This is a genomic window from Mesorhizobium sp. WSM4809 (assembly GCF_055811655.1).
Map to the genome: position 1 here is coordinate 170,369 of NZ_JBVVQW010000010.1, position 21,559 is coordinate 191,927.

General features: G+C 61.5%; 19 protein-coding genes and 1 pseudogene. 7 read left to right on the forward strand and 13 right to left on the reverse strand.

All coding sequences use genetic code 11. From position 1 onward, the window contains the following. Positions 1-444 precede the first annotated feature (444 nt). From AC0L24_RS23350 to AC0L24_RS23360, 3 genes are all read left to right on the forward strand, one after another. Positions 445-1,731 carry an epoxide hydrolase family protein gene (locus tag AC0L24_RS23350; protein WP_127809127.1) on the forward strand — a complete coding sequence of 429 codons (1,287 nt, stop codon included), beginning with the start codon at positions 445-447 and terminating at the stop codon, positions 1,729-1,731. A gap of 242 nt (positions 1,732-1,973) precedes the next feature. Continuing rightward, on the forward strand, positions 1,974-3,005 hold the full coding sequence (locus AC0L24_RS23355; protein ID WP_127809128.1) for a D-cysteine desulfhydrase family protein: 1,032 nt from the start codon (positions 1,974-1,976) through the stop codon (positions 3,003-3,005). Positions 3,006-3,057: 52 nt separating this feature from the next. Further along, complete coding sequence (locus AC0L24_RS23360; RefSeq protein WP_127809129.1) at positions 3,058-3,651, forward strand: NADPH-dependent FMN reductase; 594 nt, start codon at positions 3,058-3,060, stop codon at positions 3,649-3,651. A 68-nt stretch (positions 3,652-3,719) separates the two neighbouring features. Here AC0L24_RS23360 and AC0L24_RS23365 read toward each other — a convergent pair. The 6 genes and pseudogenes from AC0L24_RS23365 to AC0L24_RS23390 form a co-directional block, all read right to left on the reverse strand. After that, positions 3,720-5,248 (reverse strand): annotated as a pseudogene (locus tag AC0L24_RS23365) (aldehyde dehydrogenase (NADP(+))). A 190-nt stretch (positions 5,249-5,438) separates the two neighbouring features. Further along, on the reverse strand, positions 5,439-6,074 hold the full coding sequence (locus AC0L24_RS23370; RefSeq protein ID WP_127809131.1) for a cysteine hydrolase family protein: 636 nt from the start codon (positions 6,072-6,074) through the stop codon (positions 5,439-5,441). A 19-nt stretch (positions 6,075-6,093) separates the two neighbouring features. Continuing rightward, a complete protein-coding gene (locus AC0L24_RS23375; RefSeq protein ID WP_127809132.1) occupies positions 6,094-6,642 on the reverse strand; it encodes a hypothetical protein in 549 nt (182 codons plus the stop codon). Between the two features lie 87 nt (positions 6,643-6,729). After that, positions 6,730-7,719 carry an enoyl-CoA hydratase/isomerase family protein gene (locus tag AC0L24_RS23380; protein ID WP_164873781.1) on the reverse strand — a complete coding sequence of 330 codons (990 nt, stop codon included), beginning with the start codon at positions 7,717-7,719 and terminating at the stop codon, positions 6,730-6,732. Continuing rightward, positions 7,709-8,218, reverse strand: a complete 510-nt coding sequence (locus AC0L24_RS23385) for a RidA family protein (RefSeq protein WP_127809133.1) — start codon at positions 8,216-8,218, stop codon at positions 7,709-7,711. Before AC0L24_RS23385 ends, AC0L24_RS23380 begins: the two co-directional genes overlap by 11 nt. After that, the gene (locus AC0L24_RS23390; protein WP_127809134.1) at positions 8,212-8,937 is read right to left on the reverse strand and encodes an SDR family NAD(P)-dependent oxidoreductase; all 726 of its coding nucleotides are present in this window, start codon (positions 8,935-8,937) and stop codon (positions 8,212-8,214) included. The genes AC0L24_RS23385 and AC0L24_RS23390 overlap by 7 nt, the downstream gene beginning before the upstream one ends. 283 nt (positions 8,938-9,220) lie before the next feature. Between AC0L24_RS23390 and AC0L24_RS23395 the strand changes: the two genes are divergently transcribed. Together AC0L24_RS23395 and AC0L24_RS23400 are read left to right on the forward strand one after the other, a co-directional pair. Beyond that, complete coding sequence (locus AC0L24_RS23395; RefSeq protein WP_127809135.1) at positions 9,221-10,306, forward strand: NAD(P)H-dependent flavin oxidoreductase; 1,086 nt, start codon at positions 9,221-9,223, stop codon at positions 10,304-10,306. Between the two features lie 141 nt (positions 10,307-10,447). Beyond that, positions 10,448-11,674 (forward strand): YbfB/YjiJ family MFS transporter, encoded by a 1,227-nt coding sequence (locus AC0L24_RS23400; protein WP_127809136.1) that lies wholly within the window; start codon positions 10,448-10,450, stop codon positions 11,672-11,674. Between the two features lie 96 nt (positions 11,675-11,770). On the opposite strand, the gene AC0L24_RS23405 is transcribed toward AC0L24_RS23400, so the two are convergent. Next, positions 11,771-12,175, reverse strand: a complete 405-nt coding sequence (locus tag AC0L24_RS23405) for a response regulator transcription factor (protein ID WP_473564178.1) — start codon at positions 12,173-12,175, stop codon at positions 11,771-11,773. Between the two features lie 414 nt (positions 12,176-12,589). Here AC0L24_RS23405 and AC0L24_RS23410 point away from each other — a divergent pair, with 414 nt between their 5' ends. Continuing rightward, on the forward strand, positions 12,590-13,051 hold the full coding sequence (locus AC0L24_RS23410) for a YybH family protein (protein ID WP_127809137.1): 462 nt from the start codon (positions 12,590-12,592) through the stop codon (positions 13,049-13,051). Between the two features lie 45 nt (positions 13,052-13,096). Here the strand turns inward: AC0L24_RS23410 and AC0L24_RS23415 are convergent, their stop codons facing one another. From AC0L24_RS23415 to AC0L24_RS23425, 3 genes are all read right to left on the reverse strand, one after another. Further along, positions 13,097-14,134 carry an LLM class flavin-dependent oxidoreductase gene (locus AC0L24_RS23415; protein ID WP_127809138.1) on the reverse strand — a complete coding sequence of 346 codons (1,038 nt, stop codon included), beginning with the start codon at positions 14,132-14,134 and terminating at the stop codon, positions 13,097-13,099. A gap of 158 nt (positions 14,135-14,292) precedes the next feature. Then, positions 14,293-15,327 carry an alpha/beta fold hydrolase gene (locus AC0L24_RS23420; RefSeq protein WP_127811333.1) on the reverse strand — a complete coding sequence of 345 codons (1,035 nt, stop codon included), beginning with the start codon at positions 15,325-15,327 and terminating at the stop codon, positions 14,293-14,295. Between the two features lie 430 nt (positions 15,328-15,757). Beyond that, a complete protein-coding gene (locus tag AC0L24_RS23425; protein ID WP_127809139.1) occupies positions 15,758-18,049 on the reverse strand; it encodes an FdhF/YdeP family oxidoreductase in 2,292 nt (763 codons plus the stop codon). Positions 18,050-18,697: 648 nt separating this feature from the next. Here AC0L24_RS23425 and AC0L24_RS23430 point away from each other — a divergent pair. Continuing rightward, the gene (locus tag AC0L24_RS23430; protein ID WP_127809140.1) at positions 18,698-19,012 is read left to right on the forward strand and encodes an antibiotic biosynthesis monooxygenase family protein; all 315 of its coding nucleotides are present in this window, start codon (positions 18,698-18,700) and stop codon (positions 19,010-19,012) included. 29 nt (positions 19,013-19,041) lie between these two features. Here AC0L24_RS23430 and AC0L24_RS23435 read toward each other — a convergent pair whose 3' ends face one another. The 3 genes from AC0L24_RS23435 to AC0L24_RS23445 all read right to left on the reverse strand — a co-directional run bounded on the left by AC0L24_RS23435 (position 19,042) and on the right by AC0L24_RS23445 (position 20,901). Continuing rightward, positions 19,042-19,314: a hypothetical protein gene (locus AC0L24_RS23435; RefSeq protein ID WP_127809141.1), complete on the reverse strand. Its 273-nt coding sequence runs from the start codon at positions 19,312-19,314 to the stop codon at positions 19,042-19,044. Between the two features lie 200 nt (positions 19,315-19,514). Beyond that, entirely contained in the window at positions 19,515-20,075 is a 561-nt protein-coding gene (locus tag AC0L24_RS23440; RefSeq protein ID WP_127809142.1) for a VOC family protein, read from the reverse strand. 121 nt (positions 20,076-20,196) lie between these two features. Further along, positions 20,197-20,901, reverse strand: a complete 705-nt coding sequence (locus AC0L24_RS23445; protein WP_127809143.1) for a type 1 glutamine amidotransferase domain-containing protein — start codon at positions 20,899-20,901, stop codon at positions 20,197-20,199. Positions 20,902-21,559: the final 658 nt, after the last annotated feature.

Consider the following 21,559-nt stretch of genomic DNA (forward strand, 5'->3'; position numbering starts at 1 on the left):
GGTCCGATCGGGTCTGCGCTTTCACGCGCCGCACAGGCGGGGAGGGCGCCTGCGGCGCAGGCCTACGGAGGCGCTGTAACCGTCCTTTCCGGAGACGTCGGCATCGAGGCCGCCAGCGCAAGCCCGTGTAGAAGGACTTGGCGCGATGGACGTCGGACCTGCGAATGACGGCGTTGAACGTCCTGTCGATGTGGTCGGCGTGCACGGACGTCGGGTGAGCTTGGTTCTTGGATAGCGTTCCGTCGCACGAGGCGGTTACACCAGATCCGAGAACGATGTGCCGTTTCCTCGGTCGGCGTCATGGTTCGAAGGTGTCGACCCGCCACTCACCCCGGCAACCGGTGCTTAGGTATTGCCGATACCTAAGCACAATATCATCGGCAGCCCTGCTGCCAGACGATCCTTGGACCCATCACAACCACTTCGATCCAGACGGAGGACGTCATGTCAGCAGAAGTCGAAACCAAGACCGTACTGTGGCCGACGAGGCGCGAACTACTCGTCGCCACAGCCGCAACCGCCGCGCTCAGCACTCTCCCCAGACCTGCCCGCGCGGCGGCGGGAGGCTACGCAGTGCGTCAGTTCAAGTGCGAGATTCCGCAGAAGGACGTCGATGAGCTCCGTCGCCGCGTTCGCGCCACCCGCTGGCCCGGCAAGGAGACGGTCTCCGACCGCACGCAAGGCGTTCAGCTTCAAAAGTTGAAGCCGCTCATCGAATACTGGGGGACAGATTACGACTGGCGGCAGTGCGAAAAGAAACTGAACACGCATGCGCAGTTCATGACCAGGATCGACGGCCTGGACATCCACTTCATTCACGTCAAGTCCAGGCATGAGAAAGCGCTGCCGCTGATTATGACGCATGGCTGGCCGGGGTCTGTCCTTGAACTTGTCAAGACGATCGGACCGCTCACCGATCCGACCGCGCACGGCGGTACCGCCGTTGATGCCTTCCATGTGGTCATACCTTCGATGCCCGGATACGGCTTCTCAGAGGTTCCGACCGAGACTGGGTGGGGACCGGACCGCATCGCACGTGCTTGGCATGTGCTCATGAAGCGGCTGGGCTATGACCGCTATGTCTCGCAGGGCGGCGACTGGGGCGCAGTCGTTTCCGACAAGATGGCGGCCCAGGCGCCGGAAGGACTGCTCGGCATTCATACGAACATGCCTGCCACCGTTCCTCCGGACATTGCGAAGGCTCTCGCCGACGGCGAACCCGCGCCGGCCGGTCTTTCCGACGACGAGAAGGCCGCCTACGAGCAGATGAACGCGCTCTACACGAAGGGCGCCGGCTACGCCCTGATGATGGTCACCCGGCCGCAGACGCTGGGCTATGCCTTGACGGATTCGCCCGTCGGTCTTGCCGCCTGGTACTACGACAAGTTCGCCGACTGGACCTACAGCAGCGGCGATCCGGAGAAGTCGCTGACTAAGGACGAGATGCTCGACGACATCTCCCTCTACTGGTTCACAGGGACCGCCACGTCGGGCGCGCGGCTCTACTGGGAGAACAACGCCAACAACTTCAACGCCGTCAACATCAAGATACCGGCCGCGATCACGGTCTTTCCCGGCGAGATCTACCAGGCTCCGAAGAGCTGGGCCGAGAAGGCGTACCACAACCTCATCTACTACAACAAAGTCGACAAGGGCGGCCATTTCGCCGCCTGGGAGCAACCGGAGCTTTTCGCATCGGAGCTGCGGGCGGCGTTCAGAACGCTTCGCTGACAGCCCACGTCTTTTCACTCTGAAGGCGAAAGACGCCGGCAATCCCGCACTGACCGGTCTCAGCATGGGCGAGCTTACCACTCTTCCCTCGGTTCGCGACATCGCCGACTAGAACTCATGTGAGGCGGCACGGCAGAAACTGATGCCAAACCTGTCTCGCGACATTTCCGGCCGCTCGGTACAGGACGCCGGCTCTGGCGTCCCGACAAGCAGCACGACAACACTCACAGACGAGACCAGAAATGTCCGACAGCGATCTTTTGGATCAGTTCCCCCGCGTACGCTTGATAAGCCGGCCGACGCCGATCCAGCGGCTGGATCGTCTGGAGCAGGTGCTGCTCGGCCAGAAGCGAAGAGGCGTCTCGATCTGGGCAAAGAGGGACGATCTCATGGAGCTCGGCGGCGGGGGCAACAAGCTCCGCAAGCTTGAGTTCCTGATCGGGCAGGCCCGGTCTGAAGGCTACGACACCCTTGTCGTAACCGGAGGAGTACAGTCGAACTTCGCCCGTCTGGCCGCGGCCGCCTGCGCCAGAACCGGACTGGCATGCGAGGTCGTTCTAGCTCAAATGGTGCCCCGCCAGACCGAGATCTATCAGGCCAACGGCAACGTTTTGTTGGACCGGCTCTTCGGCGCCCGCGTCCACATCCTCGGCACCGGCGACGACGCGGGCGCGACCGCCAGGGCCCGCGCGTCAGAGATCGCCGCGGCCGGAGGCAAGGCTTTCGTGGGCACGCTTGGCGGTTCGACGCCGGTCGGAGCTCTTGGCTTCGTCGACTGCGCATTCGAAATTAAGACGCAATCGACTGAGATCGGCGTCGCGTTCGACCACGTCGTCATCCCAAATGGTAGCGGCGGCATGCATGCCGGCCTGGCCGTAGGAGCCGCCTTGGCCGGAAGAGATCCTTCCATGATCAGAGCATACACGGTTCTTTCGCCCGCGGAGACATGCGTCGCGGCGACGGCGGAGAAGATCAACTCGGTCTTCGACCTCCTCGGGAAGAAAGACCGAATTCGAGCCGAAGAGCTTGCGATAGACGGAGCGCAGCTTGGCGGCGGCTACGGCATGCCGACGCCCGAAATGGTCGAAGCGGTCAGGCTCCTCGGCCGCACTGAAGGCCTGCTTCTTGATCCCGTCTACGGAGGGAAGGCCTTTGCCGGCCTGCTGTCCGATATCGAAAACGAAGTCATCTCGCCTGGATCGAACGTCCTGTTCGTCATGACGGGAGGTTCTCCCGGGCTTTATGCCTACGCAGACGCCCTGAGTAGCGACTGATCCTCTCCCCGGAGGGTCATCAACATCAACCCGACATAAAACGAGGAATGCCATGCCCACGAACCCAAAGATCGCCATCATCATCGGCTCCACCCGGCCGACCCGTTTCGCCGACAAGCCCGCACAGTGGATACTGAAGCAGGCTCAGGCCCGCGACGACATCGACGTCGAAATCGTCGATCTGCGCGACCATCCGCTGCCGTTCTTCGACGAGGTCGCGTCGAACGCCTACGCACCAAGCCAGAGTGCGGAAGCCGTTCGTTGGCAGCAGACCGTGGCCCGATATGACGGGTACATCTTCGTCGTCGCGGAATACAATCGCTCGATCACCGGCGTGCTGAAGAACGCCCTTGATCAGTCATACGTGGAATGGGCGCGCAAGCCGTTCACCGCGATTGCGTATGGCACCGCTGGCGGGTCGCGCGCACTCGAGCATCTGCGTGGAATCGGCGTCGAGCTGCAGATGGTTTCCACGCATGCCGCCGTTCATATTGGCGGCACAGACTTCTTCACCGTCTTCTCGATGGGCGGCAACAAGCCGATCGAAGAGATCGAAGCCAACCTGCTGCCGTCGGCGAAGACTGCGCTGGACGAGCTGGTCTGGTGGGCGAAGGCTACGATGGCTGCCAAAGCCGCCGGGAACTGAGCACGGGAATGTCATCCCCTGGGGTGAACCATCCCACGGCATTTCTTTCTTGACCGTTCACTACCGCGTCAGGATTTCTTGAGCGGCGCCGGCAGCAGGTCGACCGGGAAGTCCTGATAGGAGACCGGCCGCAGGAAACGATAGATGGCCAATGTGCCGACCGAAGTCGATCTTCCGTCCGACGTCGCTGGATAGGGGCCGCCGTGCACCATTGCCGGCGAAACCTCGACGCCGGCTCCGAAGCCGTTGACGAGGAGCCGGCCGGCGAGAAGTTCCAACTGCGGGATCATCTGGGAGGCGGCGGCGACGTCCTCGGTATCCACGTGCAGCGCGATGGTCAACTGACCTTCCAAGGATTCGACGACCCTGCGCAGATCGTCGTGGTCACTACAGCGAACGATCAATCCCGCCGCGCCGAAGACTTCTTCCTGAAGCTCCGGATTGGAGAGAAAGGCCGCCGCCGTCGTCTGGAAAAGCGCGGCCGAGGCCTGATGAGCCGTTCCGCTCTTCCCGGCAGAGACCTGCGATACGGACGGTGAGCACGAAAGCCTTGCAACGCCTTTTCGATACGCCTCGCAGATGCCGCGTGTGAGCATGGTCTGAGCCGGCGCCTCCACCAACGCTGCCGCCGCGCTCTCGACGAAGGCGTCAAGCCCCGCGCCTTCGATGGCGATAATCAGACCAGGATTCGTGCAGAATTGGCCGGCGCCGAGGGTCAGCGAAGCCGCGAACGATCTCCCGATTTCCGCGCCCCGGCCCAGCAGTGCGTTTGAGTAGAGTATGACGGGGTTGATGCTGCTCATTTCGGCGTAGACGGGTATCGGCTGCTTCCGCTCTGACGCGATCTTCATCAGCGCGGTGCCCCCACGACGAGAGCCGGTGAAGCCGACGGCGCGCACCCGGTGGTCGGCGACCAGTGTCTGGCCGACCTCGAATCCTGCGTCGAACAAAAGCGCGAAAGTCCCCGACGGAAGCCCACATGCCGCGACGGCGTCGACCACGGCCTTGCCAACCAATGCGGAGGTTCCGGGATGGGCGGAGTGCGCCTTGACGATCACCGGACAGCCGGCGGCGAGGGCCGAGGCAGTGTCGCCACCAGCGACAGAAAAGGCGAGGGGAAAATTCGACGCTCCGAACACCGCGACCGGACCGAGAGCGATGTTGCGGAGCCGAAGATCGGGCTTCGCAACCGGCTTGCGGTCGGTTTCGGCTGGATCGAAGCGCAATTCCTGGAAAGCACCGTCTCGGACCTCCTTCGCGAAGAGCCTAAGCTGTCGGACCGTCCGGGCACGCTCTCCTTCGATGCGGTCGCGCGGCAGTCCCGTCTCGTCGATCACTCGCAGGACGAGTTCGTCGCCAAGGGCGAGAACTCCTTCCGCGATCGCTTCCAGGAAGCGGGCTCGATCTTTGAGCGATGTCTCCTTGTAGACCGGGAAGGCGTCCCACGCCAAGGCTGCGGCCTGCTCACCTGCTCCTTCGTCGCGCCTGCGAAGTTCGGCTCCAGGGTGTTGCCGTTGGCAGGATTGGTCGCGGAGAAAGCTGAGGCCGCGCCGCGCACGTTCGCGCCGCCGATAAGAAGGTCGCCGGAGAGTGTCATCGTGGATCCTTTCGAATGACGAGCAGGCCGCCTTCCATGAAAATGGGAGGCGGCGGCTAGCTGTGGAATTCAAATAAGGTTCTGCGAAGCACCTCCCAACCCCCGAAGCGAAAATAGTATTCCTGTTCGAACTGAGGAATCCGGCGTGCGGTAGGACGCGCGCCGGATGGCTGTGGCAACGGGGTCGAGCTTACGCCGTCTGGGTGAGAGCGATCGCGGCGACGGTTTCCTTGGTGCTCACGATGGCGCTCGCGTAGCTCGGAAGATTGACCTCGAGCGCCGCATGCATCATTTCCGGCGAGTAGTCGGCGACCGCGTCCCTCACGACGGTGACGTCGTATCCAAGTTCGGCCGCGTATCGCACGGTGGCTTCGATGCATGTATGGGCTACCAGGCCAATCACGATGACACGCTGGATGCCGTGCCGTTTCAGCTCAAGATCGAGATCGGTGTTGGCGAAGCCGCTCGAGCACCAATGTTCGGATGCGACGACCTCACCAGCCTCGGGAACGAATTCGGCACGGAACTCGCCGCCCCACGTGCCGAATTCGAAGCTCTTGCGGTGCCAGGCCGCACGCTGGATCGGCGCCACGTACTTCCAGTTCTCGTAGTCTCCGGCCCGGTAGCGATGATGCATCGCGAAGAACACCCGGATCTTGGCTTCACGGGCGGTTGTCAGCACTTCGAGCATGTGCGGTACGCAGTTGTTCGCCTCGGCGACCTCCTTGATCCGCGGCCAGATCTTGCCACCCTCGGAAATGAAGTCGTTGTACGGATCGACCACCAGCAGTCCGGTATTGCTTCTATCGAAGGATAGTTCAGTCATGATGTTCTCCTTCGCCGATTCAGGCCGCCTTCGTCGCGGAGTTCTTCAGGGCCGCGCGTTCGATGCTCGCAGCGAACAGCGGCGTTTCGCCCTTGTTGTGGGCGATGGACATCGGCTGCCGCTGGGTGCGGAAGAGTTCGAACGGGATTCCCTGGCGATCGAGGAAGGCGATCATCTCGTCCGTTGCAAAGGATTGGACGCGGTTGGTGAATTCGCAGCGGTTCGCATCCACCTTCTTCACACTCAGTTCCCAGGTGACGTGTATGGTGACCCGGCCGTTTGGAGTGAAGACGTCTGAATCGGAGTCGAGGATGAGATGATGCTTTTCGCCGAGTGTCTCATGGTAATGCTGGACCATCAGGCTGCCGCCGATCGTCTCGACGTTGATCGACATCCGCGTGCCGTCGGCCGCGGTGGTGAAGCCTGCCGCGATGTGGGCCGGCGAGCAGCCTTGATATTCCTTTTCGGGAAGATTGAAGCACCACGTCGGGATGTCGATCTTCTCGATCGGCGCATTGATGATGGCCGAAAAGCTTGAATCGACGATCTGGTGTTCGAGACTGTGCATGGGATATCTCCATTGTCGTTGAATGCGTTGAAGGATGTCCGATGCCCGCGCGCGACCTGCCGCTCTCCGCGCGAGCACCGTCTCGGCCTACTTATCGGCCAGAGTTTGCGTGTAGTGTCCGAGCCTGGCCTCGATGTCCGGATCCTTCTGCAGGCCCATTTCCATCAGGCGTCCGATTTTCTTCTGCGCCGCCGGACGCTGGACCGACGTGATGAAGGCGTCCCAGCCGGCGGCGATCTCGGGATCGCTCGGAAGGCTCGCGAAATCGACCAGGCGCTTGGTGTCGGCGATCGCCTGCCGATCGAAGCCAGAGATCCGCATCGCGAGGGCGTCGACGAACGGGTCGAGCTTGTCGTCGTCGAAGGAGCGGTTGACGTAGCCATACTCCTCGGCGAGATCGCCGTTGATGTCATCGGATCCGAGAAGGACTTCGAGCGCTCGGCCGCGCCCCATCAGCCGCGGCAGCCTTGCCATCGGGCCGCCTCCGGGAACGAGCGCCGCGCCCACCTCCCATTGGGAGAGAATTGCCTTCTGACGGCTTGCGAAGCGCATGTCGCTGGCGAGGGCAAGCTCGCTTCCGACGCCCGTCGCGCGGCCGCGGATGAGCGCGATGGAGACGACCGGCGACTTGCTGATCCGGACCAGCATGTCGGGCAGCGGGTGCAAGCCGGTCGGGCCTGAGGGGAGGCCGGTGGATTCGGCGAGGGGCGGCGTAAAGTTGTAGTGGGTGAGGAAGAACCCAGGCACGTCGCTGTCGAACACGACGACCCTAAGATTGGGGTCGCTTTCGATTGCGGCCACCACTTTTTCCATCTGAGGGATCGTCTCCGGTCCGAAGATGTTGAAGGGCGGATTGTCGAAGGTTATACGCCAGTAGGCGGGCGTCCGCTTGTCCACCTTGATCTGCGCATGTTCCTGACCTGGGTCGGCTTTGACCTCTGCACCACTTTCCACCTTTTCGGCGACCTTCGTCTGACCGGATAGGGCGAGCGCCGGAAGCAGCAATAGCGCCGCGGTGGTAAGGACTTTCGACGACATCGCGATGGCGCTTGTCCTGGTTGGTCGTCTAGCGTTCATGGCTGGCTCCGTTCTTGGGGGATGCAAACGCTGGTCCGATCTCGAAGACCAGTTCGATCTCGACGGGCATTCCAAGCGGTATGCTGGAAACGCCGAGGACGACCCGGGGAGGGATCCGGGCGGGGCCGAACACGTCGAGCAACAGCTCCGAAGCTCCATCGGCGACCTTGGGGTGTTCATGGAAATCGGAGGGGCAGGCGATATAGACGCCCAGCTTGGCGACCGATCGGATCCTGTCCAACGTCCCTAGCTGCGCCTGCGCCGCGGCTAGACCGCTCAAGCAAGCAGCTCTCGCCGCGTCGTAGCCTTCGGCCACCGACAGCTCGCGGCCGACGAGCCCAATATAAAGTGGCACATGTCCGGCGACCGGCAGCATGCCACTTAGGAAGAGCAGCGAGCCGGATTGGAACGCTTCGACGTACGCGCCGAATGGCGTGGGCGCCTTCGGGAGGCATATCGCCAATTCCTTGATGCGCGCCTCCGCGCTCGCGACTACCATTTGCCGAGATGTGCGCCGTTGTCTACGTGCAGCACCTCCCCGGTGATGTTGGAGGATTCCGTCAGATAAACGACGCCGTCGACGATCTCCTGAACCGCCGTGATAGTCCCCATCGGCGACAAGGATTCGAGGAAGGTCCGCGGGTTCTTCGCGTGGAGAGGGGTGTCGACGACGCCTGGCGAGAGCGCGTTCACGCGGATGTTATCCTTGGCGAACTCCAGCGCAAGGCTCTTCGTGATCGCGTTGAGGCCGCCCTTGGTGATCATTGGGAGCGACGCCCTCACGCCCGCGATCGGATGGTCCGTCAAGGACGACGTGATCGTCACGATACTCCCGCCAGACTTCTGACGCAGCATCTGGCCGATGGCGTGCTTCGTAAAATGAATGAACCCTTCGACGTTCGTCGCGCACAGGCGTCGGAAGTCTTCGATGGTGTATTCGAGGAACGGCTTGGTGAAGAAGACCCCGGCATTGTTGACGAGCGCATCGATCGAGCCGAATTGCTCCACCGCCGCTGTCGCCACCCGCTCGGCCGTTTCGGAATCCGCGACGTCGCCGCCGATCAGCTCCAGTCGACCTGCGCGGTCGAACAGCGTGCTCTCGCTGATGTTCCGGGAGGTTCCGACCACGTTCCAGCCCTTGTCCAGAAACGTCTTGACCAGTCCCGCCCCGATCCCTTGCGACGCGCCGGTGATGATAACAGTCTTGTGCACGCTCATGCCTGCCTCCGTCTGGCGACGAGGATCCCTTCGGCCGCCGGGTGGCGGTCGTCGCTTTGTTACTCGTGTGATGCGTTGATCCAGCCACGGGCCGGGAGCTGCCCGGCGGTCGCGCCGTCGCCGCTCTGCCACGACCATCGCGCCGAAACTCGGGACCCGATATTGTACCAAGGTGTTCCCGATACCTTCGGATTGGGTCGCTCATCAGCACACCAAGGTCCAATAGACGTGGATGGTGGCCGCGGTATCAGCATTGCAAAGTCACGCACGACAAGGAGTCCACATGACCCGCTGGCCCGATCGCCGAATTCTCGACCTGTTTGGAATCGAGCTTCCCATCATCCAGGCGCCGATGGCCGGCGCGACTACGGTCGAAATGGTCGTCGCCGCGGCCAAGGCCGGCGGTCTGGGATCTCTCCCAAGCGCTCTGTTGAACGTCGAGGGGTTGCGCCAGGCCCTCCATGAGATTCGCGCCGCTACCCACGCGCCTGTGAACGTGAACTTCTTCTCACATGTTTCCCCCGCCGAAGATCTGGCAGCGCAGATGCGATGGAGAGCTCTGCTCGCGCCCTACTTCGTGGACGCAGGACTCGACCATGCCGCGCCGATCGCCGCAGCGGGCCGTGCACCATTCGACTCTACGTTCTGCGAGGTGGTCGAGGAGTTGAAGCCGGAAGTCGTGAGCTTTCATTTCGGGCTGCCTGAAAAGTCGCTGGTGCAGCGTGTGAAGGCGACAGGAGCGAAGATCATGTCTTCCGCGACGACCGTGGCCGAGGCCGTCTGGCTCGAAGAAAACGGCGTCGACGCAGTCATCGCCATGGGTTTCGAGGCGGGCGGCCATCGTGGGAACTTTTTGAGCCAGGACATGACGACACAGGTTGGAATCATGGCGCTCCTGCCGCAGGTGGTCGACGCGGTGCGGGTGCCAGTTATCGCCGCCGGCGGAATCGCCGACGGGCGGGGCGTCGCCGCTGCCCTTATGCTGGGAGCTTCCGCAGTCCAGGTCGGAACGGCATACCTGTTCTGCCCCGAGGCGAGGATTCCCGCAGTTCAGGCGGAGGCGCTGGCTTCCGCCCGAGATGACAGCACCGCGATAACTAACGTTTTTACCGGCCGTCCGGCGAGAGGCGTCGTAAACCGCCTGATGCGCGATCTGGGTCCGATCTCAGATGCCGTGCCTGCATTTCCAACTGCCGGAGGAGCTCTCGTTCCCATCAGAGCAAAAGCCGAGGCGGAGTCGAGGAACGACTTTACGAACCTCTGGTCGGGTCAGGCCTCCCGTCTTGCTTTGAAAGTTGGTGCCGAGGAATTGACGCAAGAGCTCTATCATTCCGCGTTGGACGTCATCGCACGCCGCAGTCCTGCCTGACAGCATCCCGCAGATCCTTCCGGATCGCGGCAGACAGCTGCAGCAAACCGACGGTTCACGCAGACCTCGACCGATCTAACTGAAGGGGAGCCGTCGCGCTAGCTCGTGGCGACGGTCTCCAATCGAACGAAGGACAGCCTCATGTCTAAACACAGCCCCAGCCCATATGTGGTCGTGTTCGCTGGATCGGCGTCCCTCGCCATCGCCATGGGCGTCGGTCGGTTCGCATTCACTCCAATCCTGCCGATGATGCTGCACGACGGCGTCCTTGATCTTTCGCGAGCCGGGGGCCTCGCCACCGCAAACTACGTCGGCTACCTGGTCGGTGCATTGGCGGCGATGGCAGTACCCAGAACGTGGGATCATACCTCCCTCATACGCCCGACACTGGTGTCCACGGTCCTCCTTACGGCTCTGATGTCTGCGCCCTATGCCGAGGCTTGGGTCGCTCTTCGGTTCTTGGCGGGCGTTGCGTCGGCGATCGGATTCGTCTTCACCTCCGGTTGGTGTCTGGCCCAGCTCTCGGGAACCGGCAGCTCGATCGGAAGCGCCATATTCACCGGTCCGGGGGCGGGCATCGCAGCGTCCGGGTTGGCCGCGAGCGGAATGACCTTGCTCGGGCTGTCGGGCAGCACAGCCTGGCTTGTGTTTGCCGCCCTCTCGGCGACCATCAGCGCCATCATCTGGAGAACCTTCGGGAACAATTCGAAGCCGTCCGACACCTACTCGGTCGGGACTCCGACCCGGGCGTCCGGCAAGGTGCCGAAATCGGAAATGCCTCTCTTTGCGATCGCCTACGGGCTGGCCGGCTTCGGCTACATCGTCACGGCGACCTATCTTCCCGTGATCGCGAAGAACAGCGTTCCCGGTTCGCCGTTGCTCACCGTCTTCTGGCCGCTGTTCGGTGTCGCGGCAGTCGTCGGATCGCTGCTGGCGGCGCGCGTGAAGCATAGCGCCGACGTGAGGCTCCATCTGGTTGCCGCATACCTCGTGCAGGCGGTCGGAGTGGGGCTGTCGGTTATCTGGCAGGACGCTTTCGGCCTTGCCCTCAGCAGCGTTCTCGTAGGCCTGCCGTTCACCGCGATCAGCTTCTTCGCGATGAACGAGGTCAGGCGGATCAGATCGAGCCACCACGCGCGTTACATGGGACTGCTTACGGCGGTGTTCGCGATCGGACAGATCATGGGGCCGCCTGCCGTGGGAGTAATCGTGAGGCACGTGCCGGACGTAGACGCCGCGTTCGATCTAGCGCTTACCGTCGCCAGCATCGCGCTCATCGTCGGCGCCGCGATCTACGTTGCGATGATCCTGCTCTATCCTGGCGAGCGTGCCGCCAAGAGATCCGGACGTAAGGTTCGTCAGAACTGAACGTCATGGGCCGGATGGCCGTCGATACGAAGGCACGATGCTATGAGCGGGCGCCCAGCTTTTCCATGAGACGTCCGCGATGGGCTTCACCGTGATCTAGCTGATCCCCAGGTCGTGGGCGATCTGCTTGTTGAGGAGGCCCTTTGTCATGCCCACTATGATTTCGCATTCCCTCGGCGTCAGTGTGTCGTAAAGCCGCTGCAATCGCGGTTGAGCATCGTCCTCCCGCCTCAGTTCTTCACTGCGAGCAAGTGCCGACCAGATCGGCCCGAACAGCTCCTCCGAATTGATCGGCTTCGTTAGGAAGTCCGAGTAGCCCGAGATGAAAATGAAAGGCATCCGGTTGAAGCTCACCGTGATCATGCCCTGCAGATCGAGACTGTTCAAATCCGGCATGTTCACGTATAGCAGTAGACAGCTCGGCGTCGAGGTCGGAGGAGCATTCAAAAAAGCATCAGCAGATCCGAAAACCGCTGGTCGCCAGCCCGCGGCAATCAGCATTTCGAGCGATTCTCTGAGGGAGAGATCGTCGTCACCACAAACACGACAGGTGGGACTGCGGTCCTGGCTGATGAGGGCGTCGCGTCAGTCATTGCCGTTCTCTAAGACGTGTGACTTGGTAGGCACGGGCACGTTCTTCCCTTTTCCGGTCGATCATATCATGTTTCAGTCATCGACAGCATAAAGCAGGTTTGTCTCCCGCAAGGTGTTGCTTGCTAAGCCGGCACTGCAGCATCGCGCGCCGATTTCCATTGGACGATAGTATCGCGATCTAACTCCGAAGTAGGGGTACGACACCATCGTACAATAGCACGCGCGGTCGCGTCTGAGCATGCTGCCGGACGTGGGCAAGGCCATCTAAACGGCATGCTCACGCAGAGACAGAACTCTACGCAGCTTGCGAGGACGACATCGATGAACAGGCATCTCTCAGAAGTGGACGGCGACGAGACGAAATGGGGCGACGGCAGTCCCCTCGATTCCTTGATCGCATTCTACCATGCCTTCAACGCTGGCGATCTGGCCGGTCTGGAAGACGTCTGGGTCGCAGGGTCGGAGCCGAGCATGGACAACCCCATCGGTGGGATCCGCCGCGGCTGGGGGCAGATCGCCGAAGGCTACTCGAAGCTGTTCGAAGGCGATGCGACGGTCCATGTCACTTTCCACGACTTCACCAGCCAGGGTGGGGAAGACTGGCATCTGTTCGTCGGTCGTGAACGTGGAGTCTGCAGGACGGCGACTGAGACGCTCGACGTCGCCTTCCGGACAACCCGATGGTTCGTACGCAAGCAAGACGGTTGGCGACAGCTTCATCATCACGGGTCCGTCGAGGACCCGCAGATGCTGGCTGCCTATCAGAAATTGATTTTCGGCTGAAGAGATGCGCGCTGAAGTACGTCGGCGCTCTACGCGACGCACCTGCTAGGCGCCAAGCTGCCCCCGTATCAAAGGCGCGACGTCAGTTCCCAGCAGCGCGATCGAACGACGCATCGCTTCAGGGTCGAGCCCGGCGGTGCTCATCTGAAAGGTGATGCGAGCAATTCCTCCCAACGTTCTGTTAACATGAGCTATCTTGGTGGCCACCGCCTGCGGACCGCCGACTAGGAACGCGCCACCTGGCCCGCACATGTGTTCGAATTGGGCCTTCGTCGGCGGCGGCCACCCGCGCTCCCTTCCAGCGTCCGTGAACATTTGAAACCAGCCGGGAAAGAAGGCTTTCCGCGCAGCCTCGTCGGTCTCCCCGACAAAGCCGAGAGCGTGGACGCCCACCCTCTGGTTCTCCGAGGGATGCCCCGCGGCGAGCCATGCGCGACGATAGAGTTCGACCAAGGGCAGAAAGCGCTCGAAGCTTCCGCCGATGATGGCAACCATGAGCGGGAGGCCCAGTGTCCCGGCGCGGACGAAAGACTCGGGCGTGCCGCCGACGCCAAGCCAGATGGGCAATGTGGGCTGATGCGGGCGAGGGAAGACGCCCTCTCCATCGATGGCAGGACGAAACCGGCCCTGCCATTTGATGTTGGGCTGCTCCCTGATCTTGAGCAGCAGGTCGAGCTTCTCCGCGAACAGCGCGTCGTAGTCCCTCAGGTCGAAGCCGAACAGAGGATAGGCCTCCACGGAAGAGCCACGACCAACCACGATCTCCGCCCGTCCTCGGGATATCAGATCCAACGTTGCGAACTCCTGGAAAAGTCGCACGGGATCGGAGGCGCTGAGGACGGCGACGGCGCTCGTAAGCCTTATCGACCTGGTGCGCGCCGCCGCTGCGGCAAGTATCACGGCGGGCGCGGAATCGAGCGCGTTTTCCCGGTGGTGTTCGCCCATTCCGAAGACGTCCAGACCGACCTGGTCCGCCAGCTCCACCTCGGCAAGCACGCTCTCCATGCGATCGACTGCCGACTGCAAACGCCCGGTGTCAGGTTCCGGCAGTAGCATCGCAAAACTATCGATACCGATTTCCAAAGTTGAATCCTTTCATCGCACCCGCAGCCACTGCACTGTGACGCCTTCCCGGCGGAAGCCCTTCCCATCTCACGACCAGGCGAGGCCGCGCCAGTCCGGTTTTTCGGATGGAGATCATCAATTTTTTCGATGATGAGCGCATCGGGACCCCCGGTTGTTCACGCCCAGGAATCGACGTCTCTTACAGCCTTGGCGAACGCCTCGGGCGCCTCCTGGGGCAAATTGTGGCCGATCCCGCCGGCTGCGAGACGATGTTCGTATTTCGCCCTGAACTTTGCGGCGTAGGCCTTTGGATCAGGGTGAGGCGCTCCGTTGGCGTCGCCCTCCATCGTGATCGTCGGCACATGGATCTCTGGACCGGCCGCTAGCCTGGTCTCGAATTCGTCGAACCGTTTCTCACCTTGCGTGAGGCCAAGACGCCAACGGTAGTTATGAACGACGATCGAGACGTGGTCGGGATTGGCAAATGCCTCTGCGCTACGTTCGAAGGTCGAGTCGTCGAACTTCCACTGTGGCGAGGCGAGACGCCAGATCAACTTGGCGAAGTCGTTCGTGTATTTCTCGTAGCCGTCTCGACCGCGGTCCGTGGCGAAGTAGAACTGATACCACCATTGAAGTTCGGCGGCCGGGGGCAAGGCCGCCTTTCCGGCAGCCTGGTTTCCTATAAGATAGCCGCTGACGGACACCATGCCCCTGCATCGTTCCGGCCAGAGCGCGGCGACGATGTCGGCGGTCCGCGCGCCCCAGTCGAACCCGGCGACCGTCGCCTTTTCGATCTTCAAGGCGTCCATCAGCTTGATGGCGTCGACAGCAAGCGCCGACTGCTGGCCGTTGCGCATTGTGTCCTCGGACAGGAACCTAGTGCTGCCGTATCCACGTAGATGCGGCACGATCACACGATGACCCCGCTCCGCGAGCAAAGGCGCTACCTCGGCGAAGGCGTTGATGTCGTAGGGCCAGCCGTGGAAAAGAATGACCGCCGGTCCACCTTCAGGGCCGAGCTCGGCGTATCCGACGCTCAGGTCTCCTGCGTCGATGCGCTTGTCGGCGGCGAGACCCCGGCTATTCGAACGGTCTGCCTTGCGGTTGTCGGCTGCGGCGGCTCTCTCCGCAAGGATTCCCGCAGCCGTCAGGCCGAGAGCGACGCCGCCGAAGGATCGACGTGTGAGGTTCCCAGCTCTAAGATTGCGCATGACTGCTTCTCCAATGTGGACGATGGATTGCCGCCGTTCGAGATGCTCGAGAGTGGCGTGTTGACCGACGAAGTTTGAGGCCGGCGACCCGGAGCCGCTAGTGGACGAAGGTGTCGCCCATACCAAAGTATCGCGGATAGCTACGTGCAAAAGGCCAAGACAGATGAAGCGACAGTTCGACACATGTGCCCTGTGGTCGGCGGACGTGGCAGTGATACGCCGGTCATCAGGGAGCATTGCGGGAGTCGGCGATGCGAGATACAGGGCGCCGTGGCAGAGGATCCGGCAAGACAGCTTCTCTGGTGGTTCCAGAGCGGGGTGACCGACACCGACGACCTCCGTAGCGTTCTCGGGCCAGCATAACGTCGCCTGGTGCGGTAGCCACGGCGATCGACGAGCGGTCGGATTGTCTGTGTATTGACGCCTCTGCTCAGGAGGACGTGGCCGCTATTCGAACCGGAATAGCCTTGTAGGATGGCGTGCCGGACTGTCGATCGTAGTGATGCAGCGACATGACCACGTTCATTTCTGGATAGTAGCCGGCGATGGAACCGCGCGGAATGTCATAGGCTACCGCGGTGTACCCGCGAGCGATATGCCTGTCGTCCGGCGCGCCGATCAGCCCCAGGACGTCGATCCTGTCGCCGTCCCGGAGCCCTCTGAGCGCCAGATCCTCGGCGTTCATGAAGACGATGTCGCGGCGCCCGAACACGCCTCGGTACCGATCGTCGAGACCGTAGATCGTCGTGTTATACTGGCCGTGGCTGCGGATTGTGGTCAACGTCAGGACGCCTCCATCGGCGGACCAATCCTCGGACAGCCCCGGAGAGGTTAGGAAGTTCGCCTTGCCGTCCGGCGTGTTCCACCGCCGAGATGAGGCGGCGACGTCGAGCCTGAAGCCGCCGGGTTTGCGCACGCGCATGTTAAACCCGGAAAAGTCAGGGAAGACCTCCTCGATCTTGTCCCGTATCCGGTCGTAGTTCGCGATCATGCCGTCCCAGTCGATGCCATGGCGGTCGCCTAGAGTCGCCTTGGCGATCCCTGCGATGATCGCCGGCTCGGATCGAACGGCCTTGCCTGGAGGATTCAGAAACCCTCGCGACGCGTGGACCATGGACATCGAATCTTCGACAGTGACCGACTGAGGGCCGGATGCTTGCACGTCGAGGTCGGTGCGTCCCAGACATGGCAGGACGAGCGTCGTCGTCGCCGTAAGCAGATGGGAACGGTTGAGCTTCGTCGCGATATGGACTGACAGATCAAGACTACGCATGCCTGCGAACGTGGCCCGTGAATCGGACATCGCCACGGCAAGATTGCCGCCGAGACAGATCAGTGCCCTTGCACGTCCGTCGATGGCGGCTTCCACCGCCTCGACCGCATTATGGCCTTTTTCGCTTGGCGGACGAAAGCCGAAGGCGCGTTCGATGCCGTCGAGGAGCGCACTGTTCGGGACTTCGGTGATGCCTACCGTGCGGTCGCCCTGAACGTTCGAGTGACCGCGAATGGGCGCCATTCCAGCGCCCTCGCGGCCGATGTTTCCCCTAACCATGAGCAGGTTTGCGATCTGCTGGACGTTCGAGGTTCCTCGCGCGTGTTGCGTGATCCCCATGCCGTAGCAGACGATCACTCTCTCGGCTCGTACGTAGACGCCCGCAGCGCTCTCGATCGCCTGCTTCGTCAAGCCGCTGGCGGCGACGATCTCGTCCCAACTGGTCGCTTCCAAATCGAGGCGAAGTTCGCCGAAACCCGACGTATGCTCGTCGATGAAAGGCCGGTCAAGCACTCCGCCGCTGCCTGCGGCAAGGCTCGCCGCGTCAAGTTCGAGCACTGCCTTCATCAGTCCCTTGAGGGCGGCCAGATCGCCGCCGACGCGAACTTGGTGATAGGCCGAGGCGATGGGGGTCGCGGACATCGTGACCATTTCGATCGGATCCTGCGGCGCGGCGAATCGCTCGAGCGCGCGCTCCTTCAAGGGATTGAAGACGATGATGGGAACGCCGCGACGGGCCGCTTCATGGAGGGTCGTCATCATCCGCGGGTGGTTAGTGCCCGGATTGTGCCCGAAGCTGAAGATCGCATCGGCATGATCGAAATCTTCAAGCGTCACGGTGCCCTTGCCGACGCCGATGGATTTCGGAAGACCGACGCTCGTGGCCTCATGACACATGTTCGAGCAGTCGGGAAAATTGTTGGTGCCGAAGGCGCGCACGAAAAGCTGATAGAGAAAAGCAGCTTCATTCGACGCTCGTCCCGAGGTGTAGAATTCCGCTTGGTCCGGGGATCCGAGCTTGTTCAGTCCGCTGGCAACCAAACCGAAGGCCTCATCCCAGTCGATCGGTTCATAACGGTCGACTACAGGGTTGTATCGCAGCGGGAGCGTCAGGCGCCCGGCGTCTTCAAGCTCGTGGTCGGTCCACTCCCAGAGTGCCGATACTGTGTGGTTCGAAAAGAAGCTTGCATCGGCCCTTTTTGCTGTGGATTCCCACGTGATCGCCTTGGCGCCGTTTTCGCAGAACTCGAAGGAGGAGGTGTGTTTGGGATCGGGCCACGCGCATCCGGGACAGTCGAATCCTTCGGGCTGGTTCGCCTTCAGCAAAGTCCGGCTGCCCTGCGCGACTATCCGCTGATGCGCCAGCGTCTTGGCGACAGCCTTTAGCGCATCCCAGCCACCAGCCGGATGGTCGTAGGGCCGGATGCCGGGGGGACGAGTTTTCTTCATTTCAGCCTTCTTGAGCGTGCGTGGGCTTCAGTAGTGTCGAGACTGTCTCGCGAGGCGTCGCGGTCACTGCACGCCTGCGTGTGGTTTTTTTGAAAGGGGCCGTCTCCTGGCGGAAGGAGACGGCCCAAGGCGGATCTTGGTACGACCCGCGCGCTCCGGAGGAGGGGAGGACGCAGGAGCGCTTCGCTGCTTTCAGCGTGTCGCCTTGTGGGAGACGAAGGCGACGCATGGAGGCTAGACCCGACGCCGCCCCTGCATAAGTAGACTTTGGTATCGGACGATTCTCTGACGGCAGACCTACCGCACGCCAGGGCCGCCCTCTGATCTGCCCGCCGAAGCCTCGATGGCAGGATTTAAGCTGCGCGCTGCATCAGCCGATCTCGTTCGGTGCGGCCCACCAGGAAGACCCACAATATGCTTAGCGGCATCATCGCGATGATATAGTGCACGGGTGCTGTGAAGCTCCCGCTGTGATCCTTGAGGGACCCTATGACGAGCGGCCCCAGAGCCGTAGCAGGTGAAGCATGTCCTGCTTACTGACGCTCTACGAGCCTCTAGAGGATTGTCTTCGAAACTATCTATCCCCATGTGTGCGGAATCAGCCGTCAACGAGCGGCCGACAAATCACAAAACGAAAGCAATATACGAATGACCGATGACCAAAGCATCGTAATGATCAACGTCTTTACCGTCAGCCCGGACGATCAAGATAGGCTTGTGGACCTTTTGACATCCGCAACGAGCGGCGTGGTGGATCAAGCGCCTGGTTTCATTTCAGCAGCACTGCACAAAAGTGTCGACGGCACCAAAGTCGCCATGTATGCGAGGTGGAGAAGCGCGGCCGACTACGAGGCCATGCGTGCCGATCCTAGGCCGTTGCCCTACCTCAAGGAAGCGCTGGGTTTCTCCACGTTTCAGCCCGGTATGTACCGTGTCGAGCGTGCGTTCTCTGCTCCCGTATAGCAGTCCTATCTTTTCACACGATGGAACCATTATCTGACGGCAGCGCCATTGGGCGCCCAGCCGGCTCGTTTGGTCAGCCGCGTGTTGGTCGAGGTCTCGTCGATGAAGACGAGCCGCGTCAGGACCTGGTCGAAGAAGGTCTTGCGCCGCGTCGTCCAATGCTGGCGGGCCTGCTGGATGTCGGGGCGTTCCTGTTCGCTGGCCCGGAGCGTCTTTTTTTGTGACTGAGGCCCTGCCGGTGAAGCAGTGGCGCCACGCTGGAACGGTGCACGCCAACACCGCGCCCCTCCAGTTCCACGCACAGTTCGTCGAGTGTCAGGTCACCGAACTGTTGTATCGTCGTATCCCGTCAGCACGTTCCTTATTCAGCGCAATCTCTCGGAGACGTGTCCCCAGCACAGAGCGGTTGGGAAAAATGACGGACCCGTCGCGTACAGATCTACCCAGTTCAGACGGATTGGCGCATGAACTGGGCTGAGAGCTTGGCAAGGAGTTAAGGGGATCAGTCGACCTGTCTGCCCCAGACGGCCTCTTGAAGCTGCGCAGTAAAACTGGTGCCGTGTCGTTGTCCGGGAAGGCGCGCGGTGATTTCCTGCAAGGTCCACTGATTACCATCGGGGTCCTGGAAGGTGGCGAACGATGCATAGCTCTTTCTTTCGGGACTAGGGCCATCAGTAATCCCGATACCGTTGGAGTGGTGGAAAATCCCGCCAACGTCGTGGAACGGGTCGCTGACTTCCACACCACGCCGGAGCAAGTCGTCACGCGCCGCAACGATATCGGAGACGACGAGATGCATTCCTCGCGCCGAACCGGGCACAGCGGTAGTGATGTTCTTCCCAAACATTATCGAGCATCCGGAGCCAACCGGGCTGAACTGCACTATGCGAAAATCGTTTCCTGTTGAATGGTCGATGTCCAACTTCCAGCCTAGGCTTTCGTAGAATGCTTTGGCGCGGCCGGCGTCGGAGACTGGGATGACGAGAAGTTCAAGGGTCATTCTCATCGGCTTGACATCCGCCTCCTCCGGCGAAGGCCTGTCTTGCAATATAGCATCGGTCATGGCGTCCTCGTGTGTTAATTGGAGCTGTTCTGCATTTCGGCAGGGGCCCGATGTTGCCAGGGAGCACTTGCGGTTCGCACCACCGGTGCCGGTCCCCGGCTTTAAGGGTTGAGCCCCTGCGTTAGGCCGCTTTAAAACCCGCGGTCTTCAATTCGTTGAGCAACTTAAGCAGGTGCTGCGCACCTGCGGTCGACGATGCCGGATTTTGTCCCGTGATCAGTCTCCCGTCGGTAATTGCAAAGCTCTCCCAGTTCGGTTTCTGCTCGTAGAGGCCCCCGAGGCGTTTGAGTTCGTCCTCAACAAGGAACGGCACGACTTTCGTCAGTTGAACTTCTTCCTCCTCGCTGTTAGCAAATCCGGTTACCCGCTTACCCTTGACGATCGGAGCGCCTTGATACGTCACGCGATGCAATACAGCTGGAGCATGGCAGACTGCCGCTACTGGCTTTCCGGAATCGTAGAATGACTCGATCAGTTTTATTGAGTCGGGGTTATCCACCAGATCCCACATGGGACCATGCCCACCAGGGTAGAAGATCGCGTCGAAATCTTCGGAACGGACTTCGCTAAGTTTGTTGGTGGTTGCAAACACCTTTCGCGCTGCCTCGTCTTCCTTGAACCTTGTCATGGCGGGCGTCTGGTTCTCCGGCAGATCGCTTTTCGGGTCGACTGGCGGTTGGCCGCCTTTCGGTGACACGAGTGTCAAATCGACCCCGGCGTCTCGGAAGACGTAGTAGGGTGCGGCGCCTTCCTCAAGCCAGAAGCCCGTCTTGCGCCCGGTACTTCCGAGGATATCGTGCGAAGTGAATACCATTAGAATCTTCATCGTTCGGCTCCTTCCAAATCTCTACAGCGCGGGTGCTGCGCGATGGGAAGTATGTCGAGGATCCTATCTGGTTACATTGCACGTTGGTATCGCCGACACCTTGGTGTCGGCCCGCGCGCAGCTTTTTGAACAACTGACGCGACCCACAGGATGATAACGCCCCACGGTCGCTTACGCCCAGCCCTCAACAACACCAACCGAGCGGAGAATCAGGCCTTTCGACCGTGGCCGAGAGACCACCGTTCAGTGACCTATCCGTTGCGCATTGGATCTCGGCATGCCGGGCCGCTGACCCAGAGGCGTCTCAATTGCAAATGCGTGGACGGTAGCTTTGCGCCTCAAAGGGCGGGTTAGTTGCTGTCAATAGTGCCGCGGGTGAGATCATAACGGCAGGTTGGCCAAAGGACGCAGTCGGCATCGCACCTGCCGGCCTCATGGCAGCGCGGCGCGAATAAGCCGGCCCGGAGCCGCGCAGGTAGTGGAGTTCTGGTCGGGCGATGCGCCAGGAGTTCTTGGACGCCTAGCTCCGGGTGCGTGATGAGCGACCAAGGGATCATGTTTATGTTCCGCCGCGTTTGTCGGTTGCATCAATGAATGTGAAAAACCTTATTGAAGGGCCGACGCCGGCAGGAACCGCAGTCCTGGGGAGGGCGGGAGG

Bases quoted from the DNA above. Each gene is read 5' to 3' on its own strand.
- AC0L24_RS23375 (WP_127809132.1), bottom strand. From the start codon at position 6,642: ATGCACAGTCTCGAACACCAGATCGTCGATTCAAGCTTTTCGGCCATC.
- AC0L24_RS23380 (WP_164873781.1), bottom strand. From the start codon at position 7,719: ATGAACGCTAGACGACCAACCAGGACAAGCGCCATCGCGATGTCGTCG.
- AC0L24_RS23410 (WP_127809137.1), top strand. From the start codon at position 12,590: ATGAACAGGCATCTCTCAGAAGTGGACGGCGACGAGACGAAATGGGGC.
- AC0L24_RS23425 (WP_127809139.1), bottom strand. From the start codon at position 18,049: ATGAAGAAAACTCGTCCCCCCGGCATCCGGCCCTACGACCATCCGGCT.
- AC0L24_RS23390 (WP_127809134.1), bottom strand. From the start codon at position 8,937: ATGAGCGTGCACAAGACTGTTATCATCACCGGCGCGTCGCAAGGGATC.
- AC0L24_RS23430 (WP_127809140.1), top strand. From the start codon at position 18,698: ATGACCGATGACCAAAGCATCGTAATGATCAACGTCTTTACCGTCAGC.
- AC0L24_RS23350 (WP_127809127.1), top strand. From the start codon at position 445: ATGTCAGCAGAAGTCGAAACCAAGACCGTACTGTGGCCGACGAGGCGC.
- AC0L24_RS23395 (WP_127809135.1), top strand. From the start codon at position 9,221: ATGACCCGCTGGCCCGATCGCCGAATTCTCGACCTGTTTGGAATCGAG.
- AC0L24_RS23405 (WP_473564178.1), bottom strand. From the start codon at position 12,175: ATGCTGATTGCCGCGGGCTGGCGACCAGCGGTTTTCGGATCTGCTGAT.
- AC0L24_RS23440 (WP_127809142.1), bottom strand. From the start codon at position 20,075: ATGACCGATGCTATATTGCAAGACAGGCCTTCGCCGGAGGAGGCGGAT.
- AC0L24_RS23360 (WP_127809129.1), top strand. From the start codon at position 3,058: ATGCCCACGAACCCAAAGATCGCCATCATCATCGGCTCCACCCGGCCG.
- AC0L24_RS23445 (WP_127809143.1), bottom strand. From the start codon at position 20,901: ATGAAGATTCTAATGGTATTCACTTCGCACGATATCCTCGGAAGTACC.
- AC0L24_RS23370 (WP_127809131.1), bottom strand. From the start codon at position 6,074: ATGACTGAACTATCCTTCGATAGAAGCAATACCGGACTGCTGGTGGTC.
- AC0L24_RS23420 (WP_127811333.1), bottom strand. From the start codon at position 15,327: ATGCGCAATCTTAGAGCTGGGAACCTCACACGTCGATCCTTCGGCGGC.
- AC0L24_RS23385 (WP_127809133.1), bottom strand. From the start codon at position 8,218: ATGGTAGTCGCGAGCGCGGAGGCGCGCATCAAGGAATTGGCGATATGC.
- AC0L24_RS23400 (WP_127809136.1), top strand. From the start codon at position 10,448: ATGTCTAAACACAGCCCCAGCCCATATGTGGTCGTGTTCGCTGGATCG.
- AC0L24_RS23355 (WP_127809128.1), top strand. From the start codon at position 1,974: ATGTCCGACAGCGATCTTTTGGATCAGTTCCCCCGCGTACGCTTGATA.